This window comes from Pseudomonas oleovorans subsp. oleovorans, assembly GCF_002197815.1.
In the GTDB taxonomy this organism is placed as follows: Bacteria; Pseudomonadota; Gammaproteobacteria; order Pseudomonadales; family Pseudomonadaceae; genus Aquipseudomonas; species Aquipseudomonas oleovorans.
The window spans coordinates 1-20494 of the sequence record NZ_NIUB01000058.1 but is presented as its reverse complement, the minus strand read 5'-3'; the positions used below and the strand labels follow the sequence as shown (position 1 = coordinate 20494).

General features: G+C 64.2%; 18 protein-coding genes and 2 pseudogenes. 9 read left to right on the top strand and 11 right to left on the bottom strand.

The genetic code is table 11. The features are described 5' to 3' along the window. The first annotated feature begins 231 nt into the window (after positions 1-231). Together PSOLE_RS22275 and rimI are read left to right on the top strand one after the other, a co-directional pair. On the top strand, positions 232-1017 hold the full coding sequence (locus PSOLE_RS22275) for an energy transducer TonB (protein ID WP_074860860.1): 786 nt from the start codon (positions 232-234) through the stop codon (positions 1015-1017). Between the two features lie 32 nt (positions 1018-1049). Next, on the top strand, positions 1050-1502 hold the full coding sequence (gene rimI / locus PSOLE_RS22270; protein WP_004424255.1) for a ribosomal protein S18-alanine N-acetyltransferase: 453 nt from the start codon (positions 1050-1052) through the stop codon (positions 1500-1502). Positions 1503-1602: 100 nt separating this feature from the next. On the opposite strand, the gene PSOLE_RS22265 is transcribed toward rimI, so the two are convergent. From PSOLE_RS22265 to hmpA, 3 genes are read right to left on the bottom strand one after another with little or no spacing between them, the layout of a single operon-like run. Continuing rightward, on the bottom strand, positions 1603-2778 hold the full coding sequence (locus tag PSOLE_RS22265) for an NnrS family protein (RefSeq protein ID WP_004424253.1): 1176 nt from the start codon (positions 2776-2778) through the stop codon (positions 1603-1605). After that, positions 2765-3016, bottom strand: coding sequence for a hypothetical protein (locus PSOLE_RS22260; protein WP_004424251.1), 252 nt, complete (start codon positions 3014-3016; stop codon positions 2765-2767). Before PSOLE_RS22260 ends, PSOLE_RS22265 begins: the two co-directional genes overlap by 14 nt. Positions 3017-3034: 18 nt before the next feature. Then, positions 3035-4216: an NO-inducible flavohemoprotein gene (gene hmpA, locus PSOLE_RS22255; RefSeq protein WP_004424248.1), complete on the bottom strand. Its 1182-nt coding sequence runs from the start codon at positions 4214-4216 to the stop codon at positions 3035-3037. A 349-nt stretch (positions 4217-4565) separates the two neighbouring features. Here hmpA and norR point away from each other — a divergent pair, with 349 nt between their 5' ends. Further along, complete coding sequence (norR, locus tag PSOLE_RS22250; RefSeq protein ID WP_074860858.1) at positions 4566-6116, top strand: nitric oxide reductase transcriptional regulator NorR; 1551 nt, start codon at positions 4566-4568, stop codon at positions 6114-6116. A gap of 66 nt (positions 6117-6182) precedes the next feature. Here norR and PSOLE_RS22245 read toward each other — a convergent pair whose 3' ends face one another. From PSOLE_RS22245 to PSOLE_RS22235, 3 genes are read right to left on the bottom strand one after another with little or no spacing between them, the layout of a single operon-like run. Continuing rightward, on the bottom strand, positions 6183-7112 hold the full coding sequence (locus tag PSOLE_RS22245; RefSeq protein WP_074860855.1) for a class I SAM-dependent methyltransferase: 930 nt from the start codon (positions 7110-7112) through the stop codon (positions 6183-6185). Further along, entirely contained in the window at positions 7105-7443 is a 339-nt protein-coding gene (locus PSOLE_RS22240; protein ID WP_074860852.1) for an FKBP-type peptidyl-prolyl cis-trans isomerase, read from the bottom strand. The genes PSOLE_RS22245 and PSOLE_RS22240 overlap by 8 nt, the downstream gene beginning before the upstream one ends. 1 nt (position 7444) lies before the next feature. Next, positions 7445-7873 (bottom strand): group II truncated hemoglobin, encoded by a 429-nt coding sequence (locus PSOLE_RS22235; RefSeq protein ID WP_244597212.1) that lies wholly within the window; start codon positions 7871-7873, stop codon positions 7445-7447. Between the two features lie 211 nt (positions 7874-8084). On the opposite strand from PSOLE_RS22235, the gene PSOLE_RS22230 reads away from it, so the two are divergent. From PSOLE_RS22230 to PSOLE_RS24175, 6 genes and pseudogenes are all read left to right on the top strand, one after another. Then, positions 8085-10448: a DNA polymerase II gene (locus tag PSOLE_RS22230; protein ID WP_172480649.1), complete on the top strand. Its 2364-nt coding sequence runs from the start codon at positions 8085-8087 to the stop codon at positions 10446-10448. A 262-nt stretch (positions 10449-10710) separates the two neighbouring features. Next, positions 10711-11697, top strand: coding sequence for a TerC family protein (locus tag PSOLE_RS22225; RefSeq protein ID WP_004424235.1), 987 nt, complete (start codon positions 10711-10713; stop codon positions 11695-11697). Between the two features lie 63 nt (positions 11698-11760). Beyond that, a complete protein-coding gene (locus PSOLE_RS22220; RefSeq protein ID WP_074860842.1) occupies positions 11761-12063 on the top strand; it encodes a hypothetical protein in 303 nt (100 codons plus the stop codon). A 255-nt stretch (positions 12064-12318) separates the two neighbouring features. Continuing rightward, positions 12319-12647 (top strand): annotated as a pseudogene (locus PSOLE_RS22215) (manganese efflux pump). A gap of 3 nt (positions 12648-12650) precedes the next feature. Further along, positions 12651-13595 carry an SMP-30/gluconolactonase/LRE family protein gene (locus tag PSOLE_RS22210; protein ID WP_074860840.1) on the top strand — a complete coding sequence of 315 codons (945 nt, stop codon included), beginning with the start codon at positions 12651-12653 and terminating at the stop codon, positions 13593-13595. Continuing rightward, positions 13592-14023 (top strand): hypothetical protein, encoded by a 432-nt coding sequence (locus tag PSOLE_RS24175; protein WP_158212595.1) that lies wholly within the window; start codon positions 13592-13594, stop codon positions 14021-14023. The genes PSOLE_RS22210 and PSOLE_RS24175 overlap by 4 nt, the downstream gene beginning before the upstream one ends. Here PSOLE_RS24175 and PSOLE_RS22200 read toward each other — a convergent pair. The 5 genes and pseudogenes from PSOLE_RS22200 to PSOLE_RS22180 all read right to left on the bottom strand — a co-directional run bounded on the left by PSOLE_RS22200 (position 13986) and on the right by PSOLE_RS22180 (position 20368). Next, positions 13986-15125 (bottom strand): NAD(P)/FAD-dependent oxidoreductase, encoded by a 1140-nt coding sequence (locus tag PSOLE_RS22200; RefSeq protein WP_074860837.1) that lies wholly within the window; start codon positions 15123-15125, stop codon positions 13986-13988. The two genes, PSOLE_RS24175 and PSOLE_RS22200, sit on opposite strands and share 38 nt — an antisense overlap. Positions 15126-15198: 73 nt before the next feature. After that, positions 15199-16647 carry an ATP-dependent RNA helicase RhlB gene (rhlB, locus tag PSOLE_RS22195; RefSeq protein ID WP_074860834.1) on the bottom strand — a complete coding sequence of 483 codons (1449 nt, stop codon included), beginning with the start codon at positions 16645-16647 and terminating at the stop codon, positions 15199-15201. 110 nt (positions 16648-16757) lie between these two features. Next, positions 16758-17069, bottom strand: a pseudogene (locus tag PSOLE_RS22190) (membrane dipeptidase); the annotation flags it as partial. A 279-nt stretch (positions 17070-17348) separates the two neighbouring features. Next, the gene (locus PSOLE_RS22185) at positions 17349-18287 is read right to left on the bottom strand and encodes a GGDEF domain-containing protein (protein ID WP_074860831.1); all 939 of its coding nucleotides are present in this window, start codon (positions 18285-18287) and stop codon (positions 17349-17351) included. Positions 18288-18466: 179 nt separating this feature from the next. After that, positions 18467-20368 (bottom strand): acyl-CoA synthetase, encoded by a 1902-nt coding sequence (locus tag PSOLE_RS22180; protein ID WP_074860828.1) that lies wholly within the window; start codon positions 20366-20368, stop codon positions 18467-18469. Positions 20369-20494: the final 126 nt, after the last annotated feature.

Below are 20494 nucleotides of genomic sequence, written 5' to 3'. Positions count from 1 at the left end.
CTGGCCTGGTTCGACCGCCTGGGATTAGCCCGACTCTCATAACCTCAATCCCTCGAACCGCCCGGTGCGGACCCGCATGCCGGGTGGTGTGGCAGGGGCGCAGTTCATCAGAACTGCCCCCTATGCCTATTGGGACACTTTGTTTGCCCACAATCCCGTTGTGGCGCTTCCCGCTCCGGCCATTTCACGCGACAATCCGCCCCTGTTGAAAATCCTCTCTCTGGAGCGCCTGTGATTCCCGAACAGCGCCGTCGCGCCTACCTCGACGCCATGCAGGTGGCCACCTGGCTGCCGCGTACCGAACTGCCCTTCGCGGCAGCATCGCGTCTGGAGCTGCTCGAACCGCAGCAGGAGGAAGTGTTCGAGCCTGTGCCAGAGCCTGGTGCCGTCACGCCGACTGCCGTGCGCGAAGCGCCGGTCGAGCGGCCGAGGATCGAAATCCCGCGTCCAGGCGCTCAGCCGCGTCAGACGGCTGTCGAGCCCGTGGCGGAGCCTGAGCCTGTCGAGGAAAAACCGGCTCGTGTCAGTGTTCCGCCGCCGCGTTTTTCCCTGCAGTTGCTGCGGGCCGGCGATTGCGCCCTGCTGGTGGAGCTGCCCACCGGTCAGCCTTTCCAGAGCCGCGACCCGGCCTACATCCTGCTCAAGGATTTGTTGCGCGCCGCTGGCCTGCCGGACAGCCCACAACTGCTCGGCGAGCCGGTGCGCTGGCCGCTATTGGTGCGAGGCAATATGGATCAAGGCCCGCAAGCGGCGCTGGAGTTCGTGCAGAGCTTCGTGGCTGCGCGTCTGGAAGAACAGCCGAGCGCCTGCCTGTGGCTGGTTGGCCTGCCGGCTATTCGTTTCGCTGGTGAGGGTGACGAGCACAGTTACAATCGCGAGTTGCAGGTCGAGGGGCTGGGTACCTGCTGGGCCTTGCCGGGCCTGGAGCTGCTGATGGAAGAGCCAACGCGCAAACGCGAGCTGTGGCAGGCCATGCGGCGCGTTCGTCAGCGCTGGTCAGCCCCCGCTCATTCCTGAGAGCCCCCGTCTTTGTGCCCGAGTTACGCCCAATGAGCGATGCGATTACCTTCCGCCCGATGACCGAGGCGGATCTCGATGCCGTATTGAAGATCGAATACGCCGCCTTCAGCCACCCGTGGACGCGCGGCATCTTCACCGACAGCCTCAAGTCCTATAATTGCTGGCTGATGTTCGAGGGCAATCAGCAGGTCGGTCACGGCGTGATCAACCTGATCCTCGACGAAGCACACCTGCTCAATATCACCGTCAAGCCGGAAAGCCAGGGCCGCGGTCTTGGCTTGCGCCTGCTCGAACACCTGATGAAAGAGGCTTACGAGTTGGGTGGACGTGAATGCTTCCTTGAAGTGCGCGCCAGCAACCAGAGCGCCTACCGCCTTTACGAGCGCTTTGGCTTCAATGAAGTCGGTCGGCGTCGCGATTACTACCCGGCAGTCGGCGGGCGTGAAGATGCGCTGGTGATGGCCTGCACGCTGGTTGATTGAGGTCTGGCTGCATTGGGCTTAGAACCGTTCGCGGCAGCAATCGGCGGACTGTTCGCTTGCGCTCCTGAGTCCTCCCTACGGTGTGGCACTGCCAGTCCAGTCACCCTGGATGCCCATCCACCCGCGCTCGACACAGCATCGGCGCGTAATGCCAGGCGAACAGGGCGAAGGCGGCGCCCCAGCAGAGCGCCGCCAGCCATAGCCAGCTGCCACCTGCCGAGACCCGAAACAGCGCGCCCAGATTGAGCAGGCCAAAGGCCCAGGCCATCGCCTTGGGCGGCTGCAGTGCGCGGCCGGTGTGACCGAGGCTGACCCGCGCCATCATCGCCAGGATCAGCCCGCCCATCGCGCCCACCGCCAGCGCATGGCTGGCCAGGCTGGGGTATGCCAACCAGCCCAGGTGCCAGGCGGCCATGCCGAGGCTGGCGACCAGTAGCCAGGCGTAGCCCAGGTGTAGCGACCACAGCAGCGGCACGCCCCAGATGCCGCGCATATGCCAGCGCCACAGGCGCAGGCCGTGCAGCACGCTCAGCAGGATGAACAGCACGGCCAACCAGGGACTCGCCTGCAGGTTATGCCCGCTGGCGAACAGCGCTGCGACCAGCACGCCGCAGGCCAGCAGTAGACGATCCTGCCAGGGATAGGCGGCAAAGGCCTCGACCCGACCCAAGGCGCGATGGGTGAAGAAGGGAATCACCCGACCACCGATCAGGCTCAGCATGACTGCAATCAGCCACAGTGCGGCCAGTGCGCCACGGCGTTGCAGGCCGTCGTCGCCCATTGCCAGGCCGGCGAGGGTGAGTGACTGGCACAGCGCGAGCAGGCTCAGCACCAGCAGGATCGGGTAGTTGTTGCGTTGCCGGGCGGTGATCAGCTGGCGCGCCATCTGCGCAATGAACAGCCCGATGAAGGCCAACTGCAGCATGACCAGCAGAGCCAGCGGAACGGGGAAGAACCACACCAGGCGCGCCGCCAACCACAGCCCGAACAGTGCGACCAGAGGGCGGCCGCTGAGGCCCGGACTCCCAGTCCAGGTCTGCACGGCAGTGAGCAGGAAGCCGGCGATGATCGCCAGGCCGAAACCAAAGGGCATTTCGTGGCGATGCCAGGCCAGCATTCCACCCGGCACCGCCGGGTTGGTCAGCCCGTGCAGCGCCGCCGCCCAGAGGGCGATGGCGAGCACGGCGAACAGGGCGCCGGCGACAAAGAACGGGCGAAAGCCCAGGCGCCAGAAGGGCGCGATGGCCAGTGCCCGCTTGCGATCAAGCAATTGCATGTGCGCATGCCTCGTCTTTCAGGCGCCCCTGAGCGATCAGACGCAGCACGTAGCCGATCTTCAGTACGCTCGGACCAATCAGTGTCAGGCTGTGGGCCAATACCAGTGTCGGCACATTCAGGTGCTTCTCCAGGCCGTAGGCTGCCATCAGCCCCACCAGCAGCAGGATCAGGCCGGCCCAGAGCAACTGGCTGGACAAGTGCAGAATCTGCAGCGGTGGAAGATTCAGTGGGTACATGGTTCACCTCCTCATCGTTTAGCTATCCAGCGCCGAGGCCGGGCCGAAGAACTCATAGCGGCTCTGCTCGGCGGGAACGCCCAGCGCTTGCAGATGACGCTTGACCTGCGCCATGAAGGGCTTCGGGCCGAGGAAGTAGGCGTCCAGATCGCGCTCGGCCGGCAGCCATTGCTCCAGCAGATCGCGGCTGAGAAACCCCTCGGCGTCGGCCTGGTCCCCCGCGCGCGGCTCGCTGTAGCACACGTAATGGCGGATCTGCGGATGCTCGGCGGCATGGGCGTCGACCCAGTCGCGGAAGGCATGCACCTCGGCATTGCGCGCGCAGTGGATGAAATGAATCGGCCGGCCGCTGTGTCGCGCCGCGTCGAGCATGGCCAGGGCCGGGGTGATGCCAACGCCGGCGCTGATCAGTGCCAGCGGCTTGTCCGACTCGCTCAGGGTGAACTCGCCAGCGGGCGGAAACAGGTCCAGCACATCGCCAACCTGAACCTGGTCATGCAGATGGTTGGACACGCGGCCGCCTGGCTCGCGCTTGACGCTGATGCGGTACTCACGGCCGTTGGCCAGGGCCGACAGCGAGTAGTTGCGGCGTACCTCTTCGCCGTCCAGCTGCAGGCGCATACCGATGTACTGGCCGGGCTGATGGTCGAGCAGCGAGCCGCCATCGACAGGCTGCAGGTAGAAGGAAACGATCTCGGCGCTCTCGATGACCTTGCGCGCCACGCGGAAGGCCCGCGCGCCGCGCCAGCCGCCAGGCGCTGCGGCATTCTGCGCGTACTGGCTTTCTTCTGCGCCGATAAGGATGTCGGCCAGTTGCTGATAGGCCGCGGCCCAGGCATCGATCACCACGTCGGTGGCGATCTCGGCACCCAGCACCTCGCGAATCGCGCGTAGCAGGCAGCTGCCGACGATGGGGTAGTGCTCGGGCAGGATCTGCAGCGACACGTGCTTGTTGACGATCTGCGCCACCAGCGGGCCGAGGGCTTCGAGGCGGTCGATATGCCGCGCGTACATCAGCACGCCGTTTGCCAGCGCACGCGGTTGGTCGCCACTGACCTGGTGCGCCTGGTTGAACAGCGGGCGTACCTCGGGGTACTCGCTGAGCATCATCCGGTAGAAATGGGTGGTCAGCGCTTCGCCGCCGCTTTCCAGCAGTGGCACGGTGGCTTTGATCAGGTCACGTTGAGCATTGGTCAGCATGGGGGTATCTCCGCAAGGCAAATAAAGGCGCCGGTGTGGCTAATGCCGATCAGATAAGATTGCCAAAGCGGCCTTTCGTAGGAGCCCCGCCTCGGGGCGAAGCTTTTCAATTGCGCATCGCCCTGGTTCGCGGCGGGGCGCCGCTCCTACGTATTCGCAGCGGCGACGCTTAACTGACTGGCATTAGCCGGTGTGGCTCGTCTGGCCAGTTGTGGCGTGCTAGCGTTAGCGATGGATACCTATCAGAAAGCGTGCCAGATAAATAATCCTTAAATATCAATGGCTTGCTTGTTTTGTAGTATTAATGACTCGCTTTGCGTGTGGGTCAAAAAGACATTGAGTAGTCGAAATGACCGCTAATCCGTTGCTAGAAGCCCTGATTCCCCTGGTCGCCGACTTGTCCCGTGAGCTGGATGACGGTGAGCGTTACCGTCGCCTGCTTGCCGCCTTGCGCCAGTGGTTCCCCTGCGATGCCGTCGCGCTGCTGCGGCTCGACGGCGAGGTGCTGGTGCCGCTGGCGGTCGAGGGGCTGAGCCCCGATACCCTGGGACGGCGCTTCAGGGTCAGCGAGCATCCACGTCTGGCTGCGTTGCTGGAGCATGTCGGGCCGACGCGTTTCGCCGCCGATTGTGGCCTGCCTGACCCTTACGATGGGCTGGTGGAGGGGCTGCCTGGTCATCTGGAAGTGCATGATTGCCTTGGCTGCCCGCTCTATCTGGACGAACAGCTCTGGGGCCTGCTGACCCTGGATTCGCTTGACCCGACCAGTTTCGGCCGGCTCGATCTGGACAGCCTCGAGGCCTTCGCCAGCCTGGCGGCGGCCACGGTCAAGGTCAGCCAGCGCATCAGCGGCCTGGCGCAGCGGGTCGAGGCCGAGCGTCAGCTCACCGAGCTGTACAAACAGGCGCGGCAGCAACCGCGCGAGCTGGTGGGGCAGAGTGCGGCGCTGCGCAAGCTGCAGGACGAGATTCGCCTCGTCGGTGACAGCCCGCTGACCGTGCTGATCACCGGCGAGACCGGGGTCGGCAAGGAGTTGGTGGCTGAGGCGATCCACGCCGTTTCGCCACGTGCGCAGCGTCCGCTGGTCAGCATCAACTGTGCGGCGCTGCCCGATGCGCTGGTGGAGAGCGAGCTGTTTGGCCACGTACGCGGCGCCTTCTCCGGTGCCATGAACGAGCGCAGCGGCAAGTTCGAGTTGGCCGACGGCGGCAGCCTGTTTCTCGACGAGGTGGGCGAGTTGCCGTTGGCGATCCAGGCCAAGCTGCTGCGCGTGCTGCAAAGCGGCCAGTTGCAGCGGGTGGGGTCGGATCGCGAGCATCGGGTCGACGTGCGGGTGATCGCCGCCACCAATCGCGACCTGGCGGCCGAGGTGCGCGCCGGGCGTTTTCGCGCCGACCTGTATCACCGCCTGAGCGTCTATCCGCTGCCGGTGCCGCCGCTGCGCGAGCGTGGTCGCGATGTGCTGCTGCTGGCCGGCTACTTTCTCGAAGAAAACCGCGCGCGGCTGGGGCTGCGCAGCCTGCGGCTGAGTGCCGAGGCGCAGAAGGCGCTGCTCGGTCATGATTGGCCGGGCAACGTGCGTGAACTGGAACACCTGATTGGCCGTGCGGCGATCAAGGCACTGGCGCGCCACGGCGAGCGCCCGCGCATTCTCAGTCTCGATGTGCAGGATTTGGATTTGCCGAGTAGTGAGGCGAGCGCAGCCGTCGAGGCCGTGTTGGCGTCCGGCGAGCCGGTGCCGGAAGGCGTGGAGCTGCGCATGGCGGTGGACGCTTTTCAGCGCCAGTTGATCGAACAGTGCCTGGCGCGTCATCAGGGCAAGTGGGCCGATGCGGCGCGTGAGCTGGGCGTGGATCGCGCCAACCTCAGCCGTTTGGCCAGGCGCCTGGGCATTCGCTAGCTGGACTGTGGGGAGGGGCTTTAGTCGCGATCTGTTCATGTCGCGGCTAAAGCCCCTCCCACAGGTTTATCCTTGCTGAAACACCAGCGCCTTCAATCCGCTCTCGGGCGAAATGTCGGGAAACTCCGGTGGGTTGTCCAGGCGCTCGACGAAGCGCAGTTGCGGCGCTTCGGTGGCCATGCCGTCGATGATGAAATCCGGGCCGATATCCGGGTCGTTGACGCAGGCCAGTACCGTACCGTGCTCGGTGAGCAGCTCAGGCAGGCGCCGGAGGATCTTGGCGTAGTCCTGGGTGAGGGCGAAGCTGCCTTTCTGGAAGCTTGGCGGGTCGATGATCACCAGGTTATAAGGCCCGCTCTTGCGCACTTTGCCCCAGGATTTGAACAGCTCATGGCCGAGAAACTCCACTCGGGAGAGGTCGTGCCCGTTCAGGCGATGGTTGTCGCGCCCGCGTGACAGCGCGGCGCGTGCCATATCCAGATTGACCACATGCGCAGCACCACCGGCGATGGCGGCCACGGAGAAGCCGCAAGTGTATGCGAACAGGTTGAGCACGCGTTTGCCGGCGGCCTGCTCGCGCACCCACTGGCGGCCCAGGCGCATATCGAGGAACAGCCCGCTGTTTTGCTTGCTGCCCAGATCCAGCAGGTAGTGCAGACCGTCTTCGATGATCGGCCATTGCGCCTGCGGCTCGCCGGCTAGCCACTCGCTCTCGCTGCCCTGCACGTAGCGGTGCTGAACGAGCAGGCCGCGCGCACCGCTGGCCTGCCATTGTGGCGTTTCCAGCAGTTCCATGAACAGCGGTCGCAGGTCTGGCGATGGCTCGCGAAACAGCATCACCAGGACGATGCCGGACAGCCAGTCGACGGTGATCTGCTCCAGCCCCGGCCAGCAGCGACCACGGCCATGGAACAGGCGGCGGGTCTCGTTGCCGGGGTGGTTGTCCAGTGCCTGCAGCAGGTGCTCGCGCAGGCGGGTGAGGGCGGCGTCAGTCATCGCGGGTCAGCACTTCCAGCAGCTCGATCTCGAAGGTCAGGTCGGAGTTGGGCGGAATCGCGCCCACGCTGCGCTCGCCATAACCCAGGTGCGCCGGCACCTGCAGCTTGCGCTTGCCGCCGACCTGCATGCCCATCAGGCCCTGATCCCAACCCTTGATTACCCGGCCGGTGCCGATCACGCACTGAAACGGCTTGCCGCGCGAGAAGGACGAGTCGAACTCCGTGCCGTCGGCCAGCCAGCCGCGATATTGGGTGGTGATCAGGGCGCCCTTGACCACGGCCTTGCCGTCGCCCGGTTGCAGGTCTTCGATGATCAGTTGGTCAGTCATGTCAGGTTTCCTTGCGATGACGGTTTTGGCTGGCCTGCACGGAGCGCTCGGCGGGGACGCGCAGTTGAACCAGCAGGTAGTCGGCGAACGCCGGGGCATAGTTCTGCAGGGCGATGGCGCCGGCCATGCAGCTCAGCCAGCTTTCCGCCAGCGTCTGGTCGATTGGCCACTGTGCATGGAAGGCCGGAATGCTGATGCTGCCGTATTTCTCGGCAAACAGCCGTGGGCCGCCCAGCCAGCCACTGAGAAAGCACGCCAGCTTGTCGCGCGAGGCGCTCAGGTCAGCGGGGTGCAGGGCACGCAAGGCGGCGGCTTCGGGGCGTTCGTCCATCAGTCGGTAGAAGTCGTCGACCAGGCGGCGCAGGCCGTCGATACCGCCAGCTGCCTGGTAGGAGGCGTCGCCGGTGCCGTAGGGAGGTGTCTCGCTCATCGAACCATCGTCCGGAAAAGGCGCCATTGTAACCGCTGGCGTAGAATGCTCGGCCAGTTTGGTTCGAGGTAATGGGCAACTACAGAGGCTGTTTTCGCCCCTCTCCCATTTATGGGAGAGGGGCCAGGGGAGAGGGGAAAAGCTCACACCCTCTTCCCAGCCCTCTCCCGCAAGCGGGAGAGGGGGCAGATCGTGCTTGCCTGAAAAGATGATGACGCAACCCCAGCAAGGCTTCGTGCTCAGCCGCCATTGGCGCGATACGCCGGAGGGCACCGAGGTGGCCTTCTGGCTGGCGACCGATGCCGGCCCGCGCCAGGTGCGCCTGCCATGCCAGGACGTGGTGGCGTTCATCCCGGCCGAGCAGCGCGCCTGGGCCGAGCCGTTGCTGCGCAGCGAAAAGGGCGTCGAGCTGCGTCCGCTTTCCTTGCGCGACTTCAAGCGCCGCCCGGTGCTGGGCCTGTATTGCCGCCAGTATCGGCAGTTGTTGCAGCTTGAGAAAAAATTGCGTCAGGTCGGTGTCGATGTGTACGAGGCCGATATCCGCCCGCCGGATCGCTACCTGATGGAGCGCTTTATCACCGCCAGCGTGCTGTTCGACGGTATCGAGCAGGAAGACGGCAGCCTGCTGTGCAAGTCGCTCAAGCCCGCGCCTGATTACCGTCCGGCGCTGCGCCTGGTGTCGTTGGATATCGAGACCAGCGCCCGTGGCGAGCTGTATTCCATCGCTCTGGAAGGTTGCGGCCAGCGCCAGGTGTACATGCTTGGCCCGGCCAATGGTGACGCCAGCATCGTCGACTTCGAGCTGGAGTACTGCGACAGCCGCCAGTTGCTGCTCGAACGGCTCAATGCCTGGCTGCAGCGGCATGATCCGGACGCCATCATCGGCTGGAACCTGGTGCAGTTCGACCTGCGCGTGCTGCGCGAGCATGCCGAGCAGCTCAAGCTGCCGCTGCGCCTGGGCCGCGGTGGCGACGTGCTGGGCTGGCGCCAGCACAACAGCAGCCAGCACTACTTTGCCGAGGCCGCCGGGCGGCTGATCATCGACGGCATCGAAGCGCTGCGCTCGGCGACCTGGAGCTTCCCCTCGTTCAGCCTCGAATCGGTGGCGCAGACCCTGCTCGGCGAAGGCAAGGCGATCGACACGCCCTACGCGCGCATGGACGAGATCCAGCGCATGTTCGACGAGGACAAACCGGCGCTGGCGCGCTACAACCTCAAGGACTGCGAGCTGGTCACGCGCATCTTCGCCCACACCGATCTGCTCGCCTTCCTGCTGGAGCGCTCCAGCGTCACCGGCCTGGCCGCCGACCGCAGTGGTGGTTCGGTGGCGGCTTTCACCCACCTGTATCTGCCGCCCATGCACCGCCTGGGCTACGTCGCGCCTAATCTTGGCGACATTCGCGGCGAGAACAGCCCTGGCGGCTTCGTCATGGATTCGCGCCCCGGCCTGTACGACTCGGTGCTGGTGCTGGACTACAAGAGCCTGTACCCGTCGATCATCCGCAGCTTTCTGATCGACCCGCTAGGGCTGGTTGAAGGCCTGCACCAGCCGGATGACGAACACTCGGTGGAAGGCTTTCGCGGCGCGCGCTTCTCGCGCACCCGGCATTGTCTGCCGGCCATCGTCGAGCGTGTCTGGCAGGGCCGTGAGGCGGCCAAACGCGAGGGCAATGCGGCCTTGTCGCAGGCGTTGAAGATCATCATGAACGCCTTCTACGGCGTGCTCGGCTCCAGCGGTTGCCGTTTCTTCGATCCGCGCCTGGCATCGTCGATCACCCTGCGCGGGCACCAGATCATGAAGCGTACCCGCGAACTGATCGAAGCCGAGGGCCATGCGGTGATCTACGGTGACACCGACTCCACCTTCGTCTGGCTCGGCCGCGCTCATGATGAGGACGAGGCAACGCGTATCGGGCGCGCGCTGGTGGCCCGTGTCAACGCCTGGTGGCGCGAATATCTGCAGAATGAGTACGGCCTGACCAGCGCCCTGGAGTTGCAGTACGAAACCCATTACCGGCGCTTTCTCATGCCCACTATCCGTGGCACTGAGGAGGGCAGCAAGAAGCGCTACGCCGGCTTGGTGCGTGCCGCCGATGGCAGCGAACGCATGGTGTTCAAGGGCCTGGAAACGGTACGCACCGACTGGTCGCCGCTGGCCCAGCGCTTCCAGCAGGAGCTTTATCGCCTGGTGTTCGCCGGCCAGCCCTATGAGGACTACGTGCGCGACTACGTCAAGCGCACCCTGGCCGGTGAGCTGGATGAGCTGCTGGTCTATCGCAAGCGCTTGCGCCGACGCCTCGACGATTACCTGCGCAACGTGCCGCCACACGTACGCGCCGCGCGCCTGGCTGACGAGCACAATCAGAGCTTGGGGCGGCCCTTGCAATATCAGCGCGGCGGCTGGATCAGCTATCTGATCACCACAGGTGGGCCGCAACCGCTGGAGCGTCTGCTGTCGCCGGTGGACTACGAGCATTACATCAGCCGCCAACTGAAACCGGTGGCCGATGCCATCCTGCCGTTCGTCGGCGGTGAGTTCGAACGGTTGGTGAACGGGCAGCTGGGGCTGTTCTGAAACCTTTGGATAAACAGCGAACCCTGTAGGAGCCCGCTTGCGGGCGATCAGCCGACGGCGCCAGGATTGTCCGCAAGCGAGCTTCTACAAGACGACAGTAGGCTCTGTAGTGGCGCAGAATTGGAAATATTTTGTAAAATTTTACCCGTTGAGTGGCGTTCGCGGCCTGAATATTGTGGCGCCCGTGATACCGGGCCCCTCTGGCGGTTAACACCGCGATGTCGGAGTCACAGTCTGTTCAATCTGACTGTAGGAGGGGCTCATGACTGCCCTAGAACCGTTCCTCTTCGCCGACTTCCTCGGCACGGCCACCTGGTTGTGGCTGGTCTTCATCGCTGTCGTCATTTCTCTGTTGGCCTTCGATCTTGGCGTGCTGCACCGCGATAATCGCGAAATCGGCGTGCGTGAAAGCTTGATGTTGTCAGCTGGCTACATCACTGCGGGCCTGCTGTTCGGCGTCTGGGTGTTCTTCCAGAAAGGCGGCGACGCCAGCATGGATTACCTCACCGGTTTTCTGATCGAGAAATCGTTGTCGATGGATAACGTGTTTCTCATGGCCATGATCTTCAGCTTCCTGGGTATTCCAAGGCAGTACCAACACAAGGTGCTGTTCTGGGGAATCATGGGCGTGCTGGTGCTGCGCGCCATCATGATCGGCCTGGGCGCTGCGCTGATTCACGAGTTCGCCTGGATTCTCTATGTATTCGGCGCCTTCCTGTTCTTTACCGGCATCAAGATGCTGTTCGCCAAGCTCGACGATGCGCCGGACCTGGAGAACAACGTGCTGGTGAAGTTCCTGCGCAAGCATCTGCGCGTGACCGATGAGCTGCACGGCCAACGCTTCTTCGTGCGCCAGGACGATGGCCAGGGCCGCAGCGTGCTGTGGGTGACGCCGCTGTTCCTGGCGCTGATCCTGATCGAGTGCGCCGATCTGGTGTTCGCCATCGACAGCGTGCCGGCGATCTTCGCCATCACTCAGGACCCGTTCATCGTCTACACCTCGAACATTTTCGCCATCCTCGGCCTGCGCGCCCTGTACTTCGCCTTGGCTGCGCTGATCCACCGCTTCGCCTACCTCAAGTACGCGCTGGCCCTGGTGCTGGTGTTCATCGGCGCGAAGATCTTCCTGGTCGGCATCATCGGCAAGATTCCGGCCGTGGTGTCGCTGAGCGTGATCCTGGTCCTGCTGGTCGGCGGAGTGCTGCTGTCGCTGTACAAGACCCGCGGCCAGCCGCTCGCCAAGATCTGACGGATAAGCTTTTGCCCGGTTACGCCCCGTGTGTATCCGGGACTTCGACACTGGAGAGACCTGATGCAAAACCCTTGGAAACACCGCTTGACGCCTGCCGCACTTGGTCTGGCACTGATCGCCCTGGCGGGCTGCGACGCCGCCGAGCAGTCCGCACAGAAGCTCGCCGAAGAGGCGAAGAAGGAAGTGCAGGCGCTGATCAGTGACTCGGTCGGCGAGGTGGTCGATGAGGTCAACCGCCAGGTGGACTCCCTGCAGGAGTCCACCAACCGAGCACTTGGCAAAGACGACAAGGAGGAACAGCAGGGCGCCGAGACGCCGCAGGTGGAGCCCGAGAAACCGCTCGAGCAGGGCGTCGAAACCTGATGCCTGCTCGGTGGCGCAGGCTACCGCTGAGCGGTTGCTGGGCGCCGCCACTTCCGCCCCGGCGTGCTTGGGTTTATCCTGCGCGCCTCTTTGGGGAGTAGCCTGCCGTCGCGCTAGCGTCGGCGCGTTGGTCAACATTCTCGGCAACCTGCCGTGGCCAACCCATCCGCTGGGATCGGTGAGACCAACGACAGTCCTGTGCCAGGTCGGGCGCGCAGTGGCTTGTCGTTGACTCAGGCCCGGCTGGAGTTTCCCTTGAATCCTCTCTCGCTGCTTCTTCTGTCTTTCGCCATGTCGACGGATGCCTTCGCGGCAGGGCTCGGGCCAGCACAAGCCACGCGCGCTGGGGTGATCTTTGGCACCATTGAGGCCATCACGCCGATCATCGGCTGGCTTTCGTCGAGGTGAACATCCTGGTCGCTGCACTGTGTATCGGTCTGGCCACCACCCTGATGGTGACATTGGGCATGTTGCTTGGTCGTATGCTGGGCTAACTGGTCGGCAAGCGTGCCGAGATCGTCGGCGGTGTGGTGCTGATGCTAGTTGGCGCGACGATTCTCTACGAACACTTTGCGAGTCTGTGAAACATGAACATGTCCCTGCGTTTGCTGAAAAGCGCATTTCTGGCGGCTGCCGCGCTGGTCGCCGCCGCCCTGATGTTTTTCGCCTGGCAGTACTTCTTTCCGGTGCAGGCCGCCAGCGGCTGGTCGTACCGCGTTGCCTACGATGACGTGCAGAAGGCGGCCGGGCTGGCGCGAGCAGCGGATGGCGGGATTCTGGTCAGCCAGGAACTGCAGGATGGCCGTGGCAGCATCCTGTTGATGCAGCCCGACGGTGACCGCGAAGTGGTGGTCGAAGGCCTGTCCAAACCCGATGGCCTGCTCAGCGCCCGTGGTGGCCTGGTGTTCAGTCAGGAGTCGGGCGGCAAGCCGGTCAGCTTCCTGCAAGGCAAGCGTGTTTCCGAACTGTTCGCGGGCGATCAGGTGCGGGGGCTGTGGGATGACGGTCACTACCTCTATGCCATCGAGGACCGCAAGGGTAACGGTCGGCTATGGCGCTACCGCTGGGATGACCGGCAACTGAGCGTGGTGCGTGACAACCTCTCGGAAACCGAGTCGATCACCCGCTGCACCGACGGCCGTATGCTCTACAGCGAAAAGGAAACCGGTGTGATTCGCGAGCTGCGCGAGGATGGCCGCGACCCGGTGGTGATCGACGGGCTGCGTAACCCGACGTTCATGCTCTGCGACGAGCAGGGCCTGTGGATCAGCGAGGACTCGACCCATCGCGCCCGTCTGCTGCTGGTCGATGCCCAAGGCGCGCAGACCACCGTGTTGTCATTCCTCAAGGCGCCGCAGGCGATCCTGCCGCTGGACGATGGCCGTTACCTGATCGCAGAGGGAGGGCGTGATCGGGTGTTGGAGTTGAGCCTGAACAAGGCTGATGGTTTTCGCCGCGAGCTAGAGCGCTCGGCCAAGCATGAAGAAGCGGCCGAGCAGGAGCAAAACGTACTCAAGGGCGTGGGTGGTTGAGCCGCTCCAGCAGCGCTGTCAACGCCAGACCTGGCCAGGCCCAGCTGCGGCAATTGTGCGAGAAACAGCCCACGAAGGATCTCGCCGGCCGTCCAGGTATTGCCATAGGCACTGGCGAGCAGATTGACCGCGCTGTAAGCGGCGATGGCGGCGCACAAGCCGAACACTGCGAGGACGGCGAGGCGCCGCTTCAGCATGCCGCTGGCAGCGGCCAGCAGAAACAGCGCGAATGCCGGCAGACAGGCCAGCGCCAACTCGATGGCGATCTGACCGTCAGGCTCCGCCAGCAGCGGCCAGGCCAGACCAAGCCCTCCGTGCTGCAGGTGACAGGCAGCAGGCCGATGAACAGGGCAGTGCTGGGCAGCAGCAGTGAGCCCTGCAACAGCCTGATCAGCGCGCCTGGCATGACGACAGCCGTGCCGGGCTGAGCATCGCTTCACTCAGGCCCGCCTCGAGCAAAGATTGCGGCAAGGGTTGCCTGCGAATCAGCGCCGCGCAGGCCTGGCCCATGGCGGCGCTGGTCTGGATGCCGTAGCCGCCTTGCGCTGCCACCCAGAAGAAGTTTTCGGCCTGGGTATCGAAACCTCCAACCAGATCGCCATCGGCGACAAAGCTGCGCAGGCCGGCCCAGGTATGCGCCGGGCGACGAATCTGCAGCGTGGTGTGGGTTTCGATCTGGTGGATGCCCTGGGCGATGTCCAGCTCTTCCGGCTGCACGTCATGCGGCGCCACCGGGTCGGCATTGGCTGGCGAGCCGAGTAAGAGACCGGCATCGGGTTTGAAATAAAACGATTCGTCCAGGCTCACCAGCGCCGGCCAGTGCTGGCAGTCGATGCCTGTCGGACCGTTGAAGGTGAAGGCGGCGCGGCGCTTGGGCTGTAAACCGATGCCGGGTAGGCCGGCCAAGCCAGCGATCTCGTCGCACCAGGCACCGGCGGCATTGATCAATACGCTCGCGCGATAGCTCTGCCCGGCGCAATCCACCTGCCAGCCGTCGGCGAGGCGGCTGATGCTGATGACCTCGCGCTGGCAATGAATCTCCCCGCCCTGTTGACGGATGCCGCGCAGGTAGCCCTGGTGCAGCGCTGCGGTGTCGATATCAGCGGCGCTGGGGTCGAGCAATGCACCATGCACCAGCTCACGGCGCAGCACCGGAACCAGCGCGCAGGCCTCGTCAGCACTGAGCAGACGAGCCTCTGCAACATGCTCACGGGCCTGATCGTACTGGCGCTGCAACTCGACTGCGTCACCGCTGAAATCCACCACCAGCTCGCCACGTGGCGTGAGCAAGGGATGCTCGGCGAAGCCGGTTGGCGGGGCATCGTAGAAAACGCGACTGGCGGCCGTCAGCGCGCGGACCTGGGGCGTGCCGTAGGCGACAGTATACAGCGCCGCTGAGCGGCCGGTGGAGTGATAGCCGGGCTGCGCCTCGCGCTCGAGCAACAGAGTCTTGCCATGGCTGGCGAGAAAGTAGCCGGTGGAGGCGCCGGCAATGCCGGCGCCGATGATGAGGTAGTCGCAGTGTTGCATGGCGTGTCGATCAACGGGGTCAAATGAAAAAGGCGAAGCTGGAGGGCTTCGCCTTGGTTCTACCTGCGCTGGCTCAGTGCTTGCGCGGCACCGGCTTGAGCAACTCGTCCGGCGGCATTTCGCACTGGATCTTGCGGCCGATCAGCGCTTCGATCGGCGGCAGGGCGAAGGCATCGTCTTCGCCGGCGAAGCTGATCGAGGTGCCGCTGGTGCCGGCGCGACCGGTACGGCCGATGCGGTGCACGTAGTCGTCCGGGTCTTCCGGCAGGGTGAAGTTGATCACGTGGCTGATGGCATCGACGTGGATGCCGCGACCGGCCACGTCGGTGGCGACCATGACGCGGATCTTGCCCTCGCGAAAGCCTTCCAGGGCGCGGATACGCTTGTGCTGGGGAATGTCGCCGGACATCTGCACGGCGCTGATGCCGTCGCGGGTCAGGCGCTCTTCGATGCGTCGTACTTCGTCCTTGCGGTTGGCGAAGACCATGACCCGCGTCCAGTCGTTCTGGCTGATCAGGTTGTACAGCAGCTTGTACTTGTCAGCCGAGGCTACGGCGTACACGTGCTGCTCGACGGTGTCGCTGGCAACGTTCTCCGGCTCGATCTCGACGATGGCCGGGTTGACCGTCCACTGCTTGGCCAGGTTCATCACGTCTTCGGTGAAGGTGGCGGAGAACAGCAGGGTCTGGCGGTCGCCCTTCATCGGCGTCTGGCGGATGATCTGGCGCACCTGCGGGATGAAGCCCATGTCGAGCATGCGGTCGGCTTCGTCCAGCACCATCACCTCGACCATGTCCAGGTGCACTTCGCCGCGCTGGTTGAAGTCCAGCAGGCGGCCTGGCGTGGCCACGAGGATGTCGCAGAAGCGCGATTCCAGCTGCTTGAGCTGCTTGTCGAAGTCCATGCCTCCGACGAATTGCATGACGTTGAGGCCGGTGTATTTGGTCAGCTCGGCCGCGTCTTTGGCGATCTGCACCACCAGTTCGCGGGTCGGCGCGATGATCAGCGCGCGAGGCTCGCCCATGTAGCGCTCTTTCGGCGGCGGGGTCTGCAGCAGCTGGGTGATGATCGAGATGAGGAACGCGGCGGTCTTGCCGGTGCCGGTCTGGGCGCGGCCAATGGCGTCCTGGCCCTTGAGGGTGTAGCCCAGTACGCCGGCCTGGATCGGCGTGCAGTAGGGGAAACCCAGATCATGAATGGCATGCATCAGCTCGGGGGCAAGCTTGAAGTCATGAAAACGGGTCTTGCCTTCGGCAGGTTCGACCACGAAATCTTCCAGTTTCCAGGTGTCGACTGGCTTGGCTGGGCGCTCGCGGCGCGGTTTGTCGGCCTTGGGCGGGCGGGGTTGTTGCGGCGCCGGGCTATCGCCTGCGCTCTCGCTGGCAGTGCGGGCGGGCTTGTTCTTGCGTGGGCGCTTCTGCTCTGCGTCACCGCTCTGGGCGGGCGCTGCTACGGGTGACGGCGCTGGTTGCTGCTGCTCGTCTTCGGCTTTGCCGAACATTTTCTTGAGTGCTTTGAGCACGGGCTTCTCATCGACTGGTTAAGGAGTGAACGCCCGCCAGTGTAATGCAAGACGCGGGCGTGGCGAAGTGCTTCGCTCGCGTCTGTCAAGAGTACCGTGCGGTCAGTGCCTCATTTCTCCGGCAGGCTGGCCAGCAGCAGGCGCTGTACATTGCCACCCATGATGGCGGCGATGGCCGTGTCGTCGAAGCCGGCGGCTTGCAGTCCCTCGGTAATCTGCGCCAGGCCGGTAACGTCGAACGGGGTGTGTACGGTGCCATTGAAGTCCGAGCCCAGGGCGACATGCTCGACGCCGACCTTGTCCGCCGCGTAGCGGATGGCTTTGACGATGGCGGCGACCGAGGTGTCGCACACGGCGGTGCTCCAGTAGCCGATGCCGATCACCCCGCTCGTGGCCGCGATGGCCTGCAGGTGCTTGTCGTTATGCTCGGCACTGTAGCAAGGCAAGGGACGGCGTTGCGCGGCAGCTCTGTGGGAGGCGCTTCAGCGGCGATTCGGTCGCGGCTAAAGCCCCTCCCACAATGCCTAGGGTCTGTTGCCGTCCCTTCGGGTTGCGCGGCAAATTGCGCCATGCGTCGTTGCGGGATTTGGCAAGGGAACGACCATTACCTGCATCCCGCGCCTCGCGTGGCGCAATTTGGCGCAGCAACGCGGCTCGCGTCGAAACGGCAACAGACCCTAGCGCACCAATGTCGCAAATTATCAGCCGCAGAGGCAGTTGCGGCCCTGTTGCTTGGCCTGGTATAGCGCCGCATCGGCCCGCGCGATCAGGCTTTGCAGGCTGTCCTGGTGCTGCATCTGCGCCAGGCCGATGGAGATGGTGACGCCGGGCAGCACGCCAACCGGCGAATAGAAGGAGGCGATCTGCTCCAGGCCGATACGCAGGCGCTCACCGATACCGCGTGCAGCCTCATCGGCGATCTCCGGCAGGAGAATGACGAACTCCTCGCCACCGAAACGTATCAGGCTGTCCTTCGGCCTCAGCTGGCTGCTCAGGGTATGCGCCACCAGGCACAGGGCGTAATCGCCGGCCAGGTGGCCGTGCTGGTCGTTGTAGGCCTTGAAGTGGTCGACATCGAGCATCAGCAATGACATGGGTTCGTCGTTGAAGGCACAGCGGGTGGTCTCGCGCTCGAACACGTGTTCCAGCCAGCGCCGGTTGAAGCAGCCGGTGAGGGTATCGACGTTGGCGTTCTGCTCACTGTCGAGAATCTGCCGGTTGCCTTGGCGCACGCGATCGCAGAGCAGCTCCAGCAGGTTCTGCATCATCTGTGGGGATTGTTGGAACAACGCCACCAGTGACTCTCGGTGCAGGCGCAGGACGATGGAGGGGCGCTCGGCCACGACGTAGGCGGAGGGATGTTCGTTGTCGATGAAGCTGATTTCACCGGCGCAGTCGCCGACTTCGAGGGTGCTGACGGCCTGGTTGTCCAGTGATCCTAGGTAGACGCGCAGTTGGCCCTCGATCAGGAGATAGAGGTGCTGGTTGCGATTGAAGGGGGAGAGCAGTACTTCGCCGGCTTCCAGCTCGCAGGCACGAAATTCCCGCAGCAACTGGTCGAGGCTGCTGGTGGCGACATTATGAAATAGTCGCAACTGTTGAACTTGCTGCAGGTCTGCCTGCCAGTGCGCCGGTTTCATTGCGATCTCGTCGGGCCTGGCCGGGCGAATAGGCCTGAGGGCACCACCAACGCTCCCTGTCGTGTCTACGAATAGAGTTCGACAGTATTCCCGAGCTTCAGGCGTGGCAATGCTTGCCTGAAGCTCGGCCGACCAGTGGTTGCGCGAAAGTGCAAAGCTGTTAACTGGCGCGCTCTGGATCACGCTGCGAAGTGAATGCGATGGCCCACCGCGTAGCCGGACAGCCGTTCGCCAATGCTGGCAGCCAAGGCCTGATCCTGATTCGGCAGGTGGATGTGGGCCAATTGACCAGCCCTGTCATCGCTCAGCACTTCAACCCGAACAGCCGGGTGCAACTCATCGATAGCCGCTTGGTAAACCCGGGCGATGGCATCGAAGCGCAGCGCTGGTTTGAAGGTCTTGCCCACCGCCGTGAGCGGAATGGCATCGATGATCCAGGCATCCTTGGGCACCGCGGCGCGTTCGGGAATATGTGCGGCGGCATGTTCCAGCAGCTCGGTTTCGCTGGTCTGCGCGCCCGGCTTGAGCTGCACGTAGACCACCGGCAATTCGCCGGCCTTCTCGTCTGGCTTGCCCACGGCAGCGGCCATGGCCACGGCGGGGTGTTTGTGCAGGGCTTCCTCGATCATCTGCGGGTCGATGTTGTGACCGCCGCGGATGATCAGATCCTTGCTGCGCCCGGTCAGCCAGATGTAGCCGTCGGCATCGACGCGACCGAGGTCGCCGGTATTGAACCAGTCGCCATCGACCCAGATGTCGGCGTTCTTGCTCGCCTGCAGATAGCCCCTGAATACCGTGGCACCGCGGATGCACAGGTTGCCGATCTCATCCTGCTCTGCATCCCGGAGATAGCGTCCCTGCTCGTCGAGTACCTTGATGCGCACTTCGCAGTACGGCATGGGCAGGCCGATCGAGCCGGGGCGGCGCTCGCCGGCTGGAGGGTTGGCGCAGCTGCCGCAGGTGCCCTCGGTCAGACCATAGCCTTCGAGCAGGGTCAGGCCGGTCTTGGCCTCGAACTGGCGTATCAGTTCCACCGGCATGGGCGCGGCGCCGCACAGGGCGTATTTCAGCGAGGACAGGTCATGGCCTTCGCTGGGAATCTGCAGGAGGCCGGCATAAATGGTGGGCACACCGCTGAAGAAGCTGACCTTGTGGCGTTCGATGACCTTCCAGAAATTGCCAATCAAGGTGGTGTTGCGATAGCCCTGAGGCGTGGCCAGCAGCACTTCGGCACCGCCGATGAAAGCCGCCAGGCCGGTGACGATGACGCCGTTGACGTGAAACAGCGGTAGGCCGCAGAGCGTCACGTCGCCGGCGCCGAAGCGCGTCACCAGGTTCATGCTGTAGGCCATCGCCACTTCGTTGCCGTGGCTGTGCGGCGCCAGTTTTGGCGTGCCGGTGGTGCCGCCGGTGTGGAAGTAGCTGGCGATATCGTCGGCGGCGATCAGGCGGCCACTTTCCAGGTGATCGGCTGGGCAGGCGGCGATGGTCTCGTCGAAGTCCAGCACGCCCTCTGGTAGCGGGCCGCGCTGGGCCTTGAGTGCGCTGCGTTGTGGCTCCGGCAGCAGGTTGGCCATATCCACGCAGAGAATCGCTTTCAACTCCGGCAACTGATCGCGCAGAGCGTTGACCTTGTCCCACAGGTCGGTACCGGGGAAGGGCGCCAGTGTCACCAGCAGTTCGGAGTCCGACGCGTGGATCAGCTCGGCGATATGTTCGGCGTCGAGCAGCGGGTTGATCGCGTTGACGATGCCGGCTGCCTCGCCGCCCCAGATGGTGTAGTGAGTCTGCGGCAGGTTGGGCAGCAGGAATGACACCGCCTTGCCCGGGCGCAGGCCCAGACGATGGAAGGCGTTGGCGGTCTGGGTGATTTTGCCGAGCAGCTCGGTGTAGTTCAGGCGTAGCGGGGCTTCTTCGGCCGTGCCCTGGAGGATGAACGACAGCGCTGGTGCATGCGGACTGGTCTGGGCCGTGCGGCGGATCAGATCAAAGGTGCTCTCGGGCAGGCCGCGATCGCTCAGCGGCGTGCTCTCGATCTGTTGAATATCCTGCAGGGTACGAATGAGGGGCGCTGTGCTCATTTATTTTCCATCGAAAGGTTAAAACCACCGGCTTTCAGCCGGTGAGCTTTAGCGCCACCATGCGGGGCTGGAGGGCAAGCGCATGGATTACAGATACGGCAGTCATACGGTCTACCAGATCGAGTA

What these genes read in the sequence shown, in the direction of transcription:
- PSOLE_RS22260 (WP_004424251.1), bottom strand. Translation starts at nt 3,016, where the DNA reads ATGTACCCACTGAATCTTCCACCGCTGCAGATTCTGCACTTGTCCAGC.
- hmpA (WP_004424248.1), bottom strand. Translation starts at nt 4,216, where the DNA reads ATGCTGACCAATGCTCAACGTGACCTGATCAAAGCCACCGTGCCACTG.
- PSOLE_RS22240 (WP_074860852.1), bottom strand. Translation starts at nt 7,443, where the DNA reads ATGACTGACCAACTGATCATCGAAGACCTGCAACCGGGCGACGGCAAG.
- PSOLE_RS22220 (WP_074860842.1), top strand. Translation starts at nt 11,761, where the DNA reads ATGCAAAACCCTTGGAAACACCGCTTGACGCCTGCCGCACTTGGTCTG.
- PSOLE_RS22235 (WP_244597212.1), bottom strand. Translation starts at nt 7,873, where the DNA reads ATGAGCGAGACACCTCCCTACGGCACCGGCGACGCCTCCTACCAGGCA.
- PSOLE_RS22230 (WP_172480649.1), top strand. Translation starts at nt 8,085, where the DNA reads ATGACGCAACCCCAGCAAGGCTTCGTGCTCAGCCGCCATTGGCGCGAT.
- PSOLE_RS22265 (WP_004424253.1), bottom strand. Translation starts at nt 2,778, where the DNA reads ATGCAATTGCTTGATCGCAAGCGGGCACTGGCCATCGCGCCCTTCTGG.
- PSOLE_RS22185 (WP_074860831.1), bottom strand. Translation starts at nt 18,287, where the DNA reads ATGAAACCGGCGCACTGGCAGGCAGACCTGCAGCAAGTTCAACAGTTG.
- PSOLE_RS22225 (WP_004424235.1), top strand. Translation starts at nt 10,711, where the DNA reads ATGACTGCCCTAGAACCGTTCCTCTTCGCCGACTTCCTCGGCACGGCC.
- PSOLE_RS22200 (WP_074860837.1), bottom strand. Translation starts at nt 15,125, where the DNA reads ATGCAACACTGCGACTACCTCATCATCGGCGCCGGCATTGCCGGCGCC.
- PSOLE_RS22180 (WP_074860828.1), bottom strand. Translation starts at nt 20,368, where the DNA reads ATGAGCACAGCGCCCCTCATTCGTACCCTGCAGGATATTCAACAGATC.
- PSOLE_RS22245 (WP_074860855.1), bottom strand. Translation starts at nt 7,112, where the DNA reads ATGACTGACGCCGCCCTCACCCGCCTGCGCGAGCACCTGCTGCAGGCA.
- rimI (WP_004424255.1), top strand. Translation starts at nt 1,050, where the DNA reads ATGAGCGATGCGATTACCTTCCGCCCGATGACCGAGGCGGATCTCGAT.
- PSOLE_RS22210 (WP_074860840.1), top strand. Translation starts at nt 12,651, where the DNA reads ATGAACATGTCCCTGCGTTTGCTGAAAAGCGCATTTCTGGCGGCTGCC.
- norR (WP_074860858.1), top strand. Translation starts at nt 4,566, where the DNA reads ATGACCGCTAATCCGTTGCTAGAAGCCCTGATTCCCCTGGTCGCCGAC.